At 69.7% G+C, this 6,615-nt stretch carries 7 protein-coding genes; 4 read left to right on the forward strand and 3 right to left on the reverse strand.

Annotated features, from left to right (window positions below):
* Nucleotides 1–148: 148 nt before the first annotated feature.
* Nucleotides 149–1,531 (reverse strand): glycine--tRNA ligase, encoded by a 1,383-nt coding sequence (locus ACZ7H1_RS08840; RefSeq protein WP_470784928.1) that lies wholly within the window; start codon nucleotides 1,529–1,531, stop codon nucleotides 149–151.
* A 211-nt stretch (nucleotides 1,532–1,742) separates the two neighbouring features.
* Between ACZ7H1_RS08840 and ACZ7H1_RS08845 the strand changes: the two genes are divergently transcribed.
* The 4 genes from ACZ7H1_RS08845 to ACZ7H1_RS08860 all read left to right on the forward strand — a co-directional run bounded on the left by ACZ7H1_RS08845 (nucleotide 1,743) and on the right by ACZ7H1_RS08860 (nucleotide 4,914).
* Entirely contained in the window at nucleotides 1,743–2,702 is a 960-nt protein-coding gene (locus tag ACZ7H1_RS08845; RefSeq protein WP_470784930.1) for a metal ABC transporter substrate-binding protein, read from the forward strand.
* Nucleotides 2,703–2,731: 29 nt separating this feature from the next.
* The gene (locus ACZ7H1_RS08850; RefSeq protein WP_470785158.1) at nucleotides 2,732–3,541 is read left to right on the forward strand and encodes a metal ABC transporter ATP-binding protein; all 810 of its coding nucleotides are present in this window, start codon (nucleotides 2,732–2,734) and stop codon (nucleotides 3,539–3,541) included.
* Nucleotides 3,541–4,407 (forward strand): metal ABC transporter permease, encoded by an 867-nt coding sequence (locus tag ACZ7H1_RS08855; RefSeq protein WP_470784931.1) that lies wholly within the window; start codon nucleotides 3,541–3,543, stop codon nucleotides 4,405–4,407. The genes ACZ7H1_RS08850 and ACZ7H1_RS08855 overlap by 1 nt, the downstream gene beginning before the upstream one ends.
* Nucleotides 4,408–4,482: 75 nt before the next feature.
* Nucleotides 4,483–4,914, forward strand: a complete 432-nt coding sequence (locus tag ACZ7H1_RS08860; protein WP_470784933.1) for a Fur family transcriptional regulator — start codon at nucleotides 4,483–4,485, stop codon at nucleotides 4,912–4,914.
* A 75-nt stretch (nucleotides 4,915–4,989) separates the two neighbouring features.
* On the opposite strand, the gene ACZ7H1_RS08865 is transcribed toward ACZ7H1_RS08860, so the two are convergent.
* Entirely contained in the window at nucleotides 4,990–5,820 is an 831-nt protein-coding gene (locus tag ACZ7H1_RS08865; RefSeq protein ID WP_470784935.1) for an isoprenyl transferase, read from the reverse strand.
* A gap of 13 nt (nucleotides 5,821–5,833) precedes the next feature.
* Nucleotides 5,834–6,580 carry a DNA repair protein RecO gene (gene recO, locus ACZ7H1_RS08870; RefSeq protein ID WP_470784936.1) on the reverse strand — a complete coding sequence of 249 codons (747 nt, stop codon included), beginning with the start codon at nucleotides 6,578–6,580 and terminating at the stop codon, nucleotides 5,834–5,836.
* Between the last annotated feature and the right edge of the window lie 35 nt (nucleotides 6,581–6,615).

Raw genomic sequence — 6,615 nt, forward strand, 5'->3', positions numbered from 1 at the left:
TTGTGGCTTTTTTTGTTGTTGGTTAGGGGGTGGCAGGAAGCGATAAAGACCAAGAAAAAAAAAAAAAAAAAAAAAAAAACCCCCCCCCCCCCCCCCCCCCCCCCCCCCCCCCCCCACCGGTTCGTCCGCCCGAGGGGCGCCGCGGCTGCTAGCAGCCGAGCAGACGCGCACCCAGGTAGGCCTGGATCTGGTCCAGGGAGACGCGCTCCTGCTTCATGGTGTCGCGCTCGCGCACGGTCACGGCGTTGTCGTCCAGGGTGTCGAAGTCGACCGTCACGCAGAACGGCGTGCCGATCTCGTCCTGGCGGCGGTAGCGGCGGCCGATGGCGCCCGCGTCGTCGAACTCGATGTTCCAGTTGCGGCGCAGGTCGGTGGCGAGGCCCTTGGCCTTCGGCGACAGCTGCGGGTTGCGGGACAGCGGCAGCACCGCGACCTTGACCGGCGCCAGGCGCGGGTCGAGGCGCATCACGGTGCGCTTCTCCATGACGCCCTTGGCGTTCGGGGCCTCGTCCTCGGTGTACGCGTCGATCATGAAGGCGAGCATCGCGCGGTTGACACCGGCCGCGGGCTCGATGACGTACGGCACGTACCGCTCGCCGGCCTCCTGGTCGAAGTACGACAGGTCCTGGCCGGAGGCCTCGGAGTGGGCCTTGAGGTCGAAGTCGGTGCGGTTGGCCACGCCCTCGAGCTCGGAGAACTCGGAGCCGCCGAAGTTGAAGCGGTACTCGATGTCGGCGGTGCGCTTCGAGTAGTGGGACAGCTTCTCCTTCGGGTGCTCGTACCAGCGGATGTTCTCCTCGCGGATGCCGAGGTCGCGGTACCAGTTCCACCGCTGGTCCATCCAGTACTCCTGCCACTGCTCGTCCTCGCCCGGCTTGACGAAGAACTCCATCTCCATCTGCTCGAACTCGCGGGTGCGGAAGATGAAGTTGCCCGGAGTGATCTCGTTCCGGAAGGACTTGCCCATCTGCGCGATGCCGAACGGCGGCTTCTTGCGGGAAGTCTGCTGCACCTGGGCGAAGTTGGTGAAGATGCCCTGGGCGGTCTCGGGGCGCAGGTACGCCTTCGAGCCGGTGTCCTGCGTCGGGCCGAGGTGGGTCTCCAGCATGCCGGAGAACTGCTTCGGCTCGGTGAACTGGCCCTTCACACCGCAGTTGGGGCAGTTGACGTCGGCCAGGCCGTTCTCGGGAAGGCGACCGTGCTTGGCCTCGTACGCCTCCTCCAGGTGGTCGGCGCGGTGGCGCTTGTGACAGGAGGTGCACTCCGTCAGCGGGTCGGAGAAGGTGGCCACGTGGCCGGAGGCGACCCAGACTTCGGGAGCGAGGATCACGGAGGAGTCGATGCCGACGACGTCCTCACGGGAGGTCACCATCGCCTTCCACCACTGGCGCTTGATGTTCTCCTTGAGCTCGACACCCAGCGGCCCGTAGTCCCAGGCGGCCTTGGAGCCGCCGTAGATCTCACTGCACGGGTAGACGAAGCCACGGCGCTTGCTCAGGCTGACGATGGTGTCGATCTTGTCGGCGGCCACGGTGCTCTCTTCATTACGAGGACGAAAACGGATAGGTCGGCGCGCAGCGCCTCGGTGGGGGGTGTGGGTCGGGCGACGGGCGGGCGAATGCCTCAGGTTACCGGCGCCCGCACCCCCACTTTCAAATCGGTTCCCCTTATACCGCGCGAGGGACCGGGCCGCCCGCCAGGGCTTTTGACAATCGTTTCCACTTTTGATGAAAATGAGTGTCATGAACGTACGACGCCTGATACCCGCCACCGCCCTCGCCGGAGCCGTCGCCCTCGGGGCCGCGGCCCTCACCGCCTGCTCCGGGGCCAGTGCCGCGGGCGACGGCAAGGGCGGAAAGCTCGACGTCGTGGCGTCGTTCTACCCGATGCAGTTCCTCGCCGAGCAGATAGGCAAGGACCACGTCGCCGTCAGCTCGCTGACGAAGCCGGACGTCGAACCGCACGACCTGGAGATCACCGCACGCCAGACCGCCGCGCTGGACGAGGCCGACCTGGTCCTCTACCTCAAGAGCCTCCAGCCGGCCGTCGACAAGGCCATCGCGCAGTCGAGCGCCTCGGCCAAGGTCGACGCCGCCACGCTGACCACGCTGGAGGAGCACCACGCCGGCGAGGAGGACCACGGGCACGCCGAGGGCGACGGCCACGACCACGGCGAGGCCGGCGAGGACCCGCACATCTGGCTCGACCCCGTGAAGTACGCCGAGGTCGCCCAGGGCGTCGGCAAGGCGCTGGAGAAGGCCGACCCCGGCCACGCCGCCGACTACAAGAAGAACACCGACGAGCTCGTCGCCAAGCTGAAGGCGCTCGACACCGAGTTCGCGGACGGCCTGAAGAACACGGCCTCCAAGACCTTCATCACGACCCACTCCGCCTTCGGCTACCTCGCCGAGCGCTACGGCCTGGAGCAGGAGAGCATCGCCGGCGTGGACCCCGAGTCCGAGCCGAGCCCCGCCCGGATGAAGGACCTCCAGGCGCTCGCGAAGAAGGAGAAGGTCTCCACCGTATTCTTCGAGACGCTGGCCAGCCCGAAGATGGCCGACACCCTCGCGGGCGACCTCGGCCTGAAGACGGACGTGCTCGACCCCCTGGAAGGCATCACCGACAGGTCCCAGGGCGAGGACTACTTCGCCGTCATGCGGGCGAACCTGCACAACCTCGAGAAGGCGCTCGGCGCCAAGTGACCACCACTGCAGTGACGGAGGCGCGAGCCATGCAGTCCACGGAGCCGACGGCGGCCACCACGGCCGCGAATGCGGATCAGCCCGTCATATCCCTGCGCGGGGCCACGGCCTCGCTCGGCTCGCGCACCGTCCTGCGCGGGATCGACCTCACGGTCCGGCGCGGTGAGGTCGTCGCCCTGCTCGGCGCCAACGGCTCCGGCAAGTCCACGGCCGTCCGCGCCGTGGTCGGCCAGGTCCCGCTGAGCGGCGGCGAGCTCTCCCTCTTCGGCACCCCCCTCAAGCGCTTCCGCGACTGGTCGCGCATCGGCTACGTACCGCAGCGCACCACGGCCGCGGGCGGGGTTCCCGCCACCGTCCGGGAGGTCGTGTCCGCCGGCCGGCTGGCCCGCTCCCGCTTCGGGTTCCTGCGCAAGGCCGACCGGGCGGCCGTCGACCGCGCCCTGGACCTCGTCGACATGCTCCCGCAGGCCGACGCCTCGGTGAACGCCCTCTCCGGCGGCCAGCACCAGCGGGTGCTGATCGCGCGGGCGCTCTCCGTCGAGCCCGAACTGCTGATCATGGACGAGCCGATGGCGGGCGTGGACCTCGGCAACCAGGAAGTCCTGGCGAACGCCCTGCGCCGGCAGGTCGCCGAGGGCTCCACCGTGCTGCTCGTCCTGCACGAGCTGGGCCCGCTGGAGCCGCTGATCGACCGCGCCGTCGTCCTGCGCGACGGCTGCGTCGTGCACGACGGGCCGCCCCCGGAGGCCGTGGGCCAGCACGCCCTGCCCGGCCACGACCACGTACACCCCCACGCGGCCCACGACGCCGAGCCGCTCCGGACGGGACTGCTGAGCTGATGGAATTCCTGAACCCCGCCTTCATGCAGCGGGCACTGATCGCGGCCCTCCTGGTCGGCATCGCCGCCCCGGCCATCGGCACGTACCTCGTCCAGCGCCGCCAGGCCGTCATGGGCGACGGCATCGGCCACGTCGCCATGACCGGTGTCGCCCTCGGCTTCCTGCTCCAGACCAGCCCGGTGTGGATGGCCACGCTGGTCGCCGTCGTCGGCGCCGTCGGCATGGAGCTGATCCGCTCCCGCGGCCGCACCAGCGGCGACATCGCCCTCGCGGTCCTCTTCTACGGGGGCATGGCCGGCGGTGTCATGATCATCAATCTGGCGCCGGGCGGGTCCACCGCCAATTTGCTCAGTTACATGTTCGGTTCGATCACCACGGTCGCCCCCGAGGACGTCACGGCGATCGCGATCCTGACCGTCTTCGTGATCGCGGTCACGATCGGGCTGCGCCGCCAGCTGTTCGCGGTCTGCCAGGACGAGGAGTTCGCGAAGGTCACCGGTCTGCCGGTGCGGGCCCTGAACCTGCTGATCGCGGTGACCGCCGCCGTCACCGTCACCGTCGCCATGCGGATCGTCGGCCTGCTGCTGGTCAGCGCGATGATGGTGATCCCCGTCGCGGCCGCCCAGCGGCTCACCCGCGGCTTCATGGCCACCCTCGGCCTCGCCATCGCGATCAGCGTCGCGGTCTCGCTGACCGGCACGGTCGCCACGTACTACGTCGAGGCACCGTCCGGCGCCGCGATCGTGCTGCTCGCCATCGCCGTCTTCCTGGTGCTGTCGGCGCTGTCCGCCCCGCTGGCCCGCAGGCGGGCGAAGGCCGCCCGGGCGGCCGGGGACGTGTGCACGAGGGACGATGTGAAGGTCTAGCCGCGCGGCCCGTGGAGCACTGCGGCGACGGGCGGCCTGGCACAATGGCCCTTCGGCCGATGTGAGGAGGAACCGGTGGCGACTGCGCCTGGCGAGACGAATACCGCGCCAGTACGAGGCCGATCGACCCGGCAGCGGGCAGCCGTGGCGGCCGCCCTGGACGAGGTGGACGAGTTCCGCAGCGCCCAGGAGCTGCACGACATGCTCAAGCACCGCGGCGACTCCGTCGGGCTGACCACCGTGTACCGGACCCTGCAGTCCCTCGCGGACGCGGGCGAGGTCGACGTGCTGCGCACCAGTGACGGCGAGTCCGTCTACCGCCGCTGCTCCACCGGCGACCACCACCACCACCTGGTGTGCCGGATGTGCGGCAAGGCGGTCGAGGTCGAGGGCCCGGCCGTCGAGAAGTGGGCCGACGCCATCGCGGCGGAACACGGCTTCGTGAACGTCGCCCACACGGTGGAGATCTTCGGCACCTGCGCGGACTGCGCGAAGCCCGCCGCCTGACGGTCCTCGGCGAGCACACGGCAGAGCCCGCGGACACCGGTTGTCCGCGGGCTCTGCCGTGTGGTGCGCCAGGACTCAGGCGCTCGGCTGGCCCTGACCCGGGATCTCGTTCGGGACGGCGCCGCCGAAGCGGCGGTCGCGCTGGGCGTACTCCAGGCAGGCGCGCCACAGGTCGCGGCGGTCGAAGTCCGGCCACAGCACGTCCTGGTAGACCATCTCCGCGTACGCGCTCTGCCAGATCAGGTAGTTCGAGGTGCGCTGCTCGCCGCTCGGGCGCAGGAAGAGGTCGACGTCCGGCATGTCCGGGTAGTACAGGTACTTCGCGAAGGTCTTCTCGTTGACCTTCGACGGGTCCAGCTTGCCGGCCGCAACGTCGCGCGCGATCGCCTGCGCCGCGTCCGCGATCTCGGCGCGGCCGCCGTAGTTCACGCAGAAGTAGAGCGTCATGGCGTCGTTGTCGACGGTCTGCTCCTGGGCGACCTGGAGCTCCTGGACCACGGACTTCCACATCTTCGGCATGCGGCCGACCCAGCGGATGCGGATGCCGAGCTCGTTCATCTCGTCGCGGCGGCGGCGGATGACGTCGCGGTTGAAGTTCATGAGGAAGCGGACCTCGTCGGGCGAGCGCTTCCAGTTCTCCGTGGAGAAGGCGTACAGGGAGAGGTTCTTGACGCCCATCTCCAGGCAGCCCTTGAGCACGTCGAGGACGACGCCCTCGCCCACCTTGTGGCCCTCGGTGCGCGGCAGCCCGCGGTCCTTGGCCCAGCGGCCGTTGCCGTCCATGACGATGGCGACGTGGTTCGGGACCAGCTCGCCGGGGATCTTCGGCGGACGCGCACCGGACGGGTGCGGTTCGGGAGTCTTGTACTCGCGGCGGGTGCGTCCCAGGATCCCGCGTCGTGCCATGTCGCTGCGCTCCTTATTTCTCTACGTATCGCAAGGAGCGTAGCCCGCGCTCCAGATGCCAGTGCAGGTAGGCGGAGACCAGCCCGCTGCCCTCCCTGACGTGCCGCGGCTCGCACGCGTCCGCGGTGACCCAGTCGCCCGTCAGCAGGGCGCTGAGCAGAGCGATGGCCTCTGCCGAGGGTACGACGCTTCCGGCGACCCGGCAGTCCCCGCAGACCACGCCGCCCGCCGCGACCGAGAAGTGCCGGTTCGGGCCGTGGATGCCGCATTTGGCACAGTCCTCGAAGGAGGGGGCGTAGCCGTTGACGGCCAGGGACCGCAGCAGGAAGGCGTCGAGGATCAGGTGCGGCTCGTGCTCGCCGCGCGCGAGGGTGCGCAGGGCTCCGACGAGCAGCAGGTACTGCTGTACGGCGGGCTCGCCCTCCTGGTCGGTGAACCGCTCGGCGGTCTCCAGCATGGCGGTGCCGGCGGTGTAGCGGGCGTAGTCGGTGACGATGCCGCCGCCGTACGGGGCGATGATCTCGGTCTGGGTGCAGAGCGGCAGGCTGCGGCCGACGAGGTCGCTGCCGCGGGCGAAGAACTGCACGTCGACGTGGGAGAAGGGCTCCAGCCGGGCGCCGAACTTCGACTTGGTCCGGCGCACGCCGCGGGCCACGGCCCGGACGCGTCCGTGTCCGCGGGTGAGGATCGTGATGATGCGGTCCGCCTCACCCAGCTTCTGGGTGCGCAGCACGATGCCGTCGTCGCGGAACAGACTCATGCCGTCCATTCTCGCGCATGCGTCAGGGCACCTCG

It is taken from the genome of Streptomyces sp. NPDC037401 (assembly GCF_055602345.1).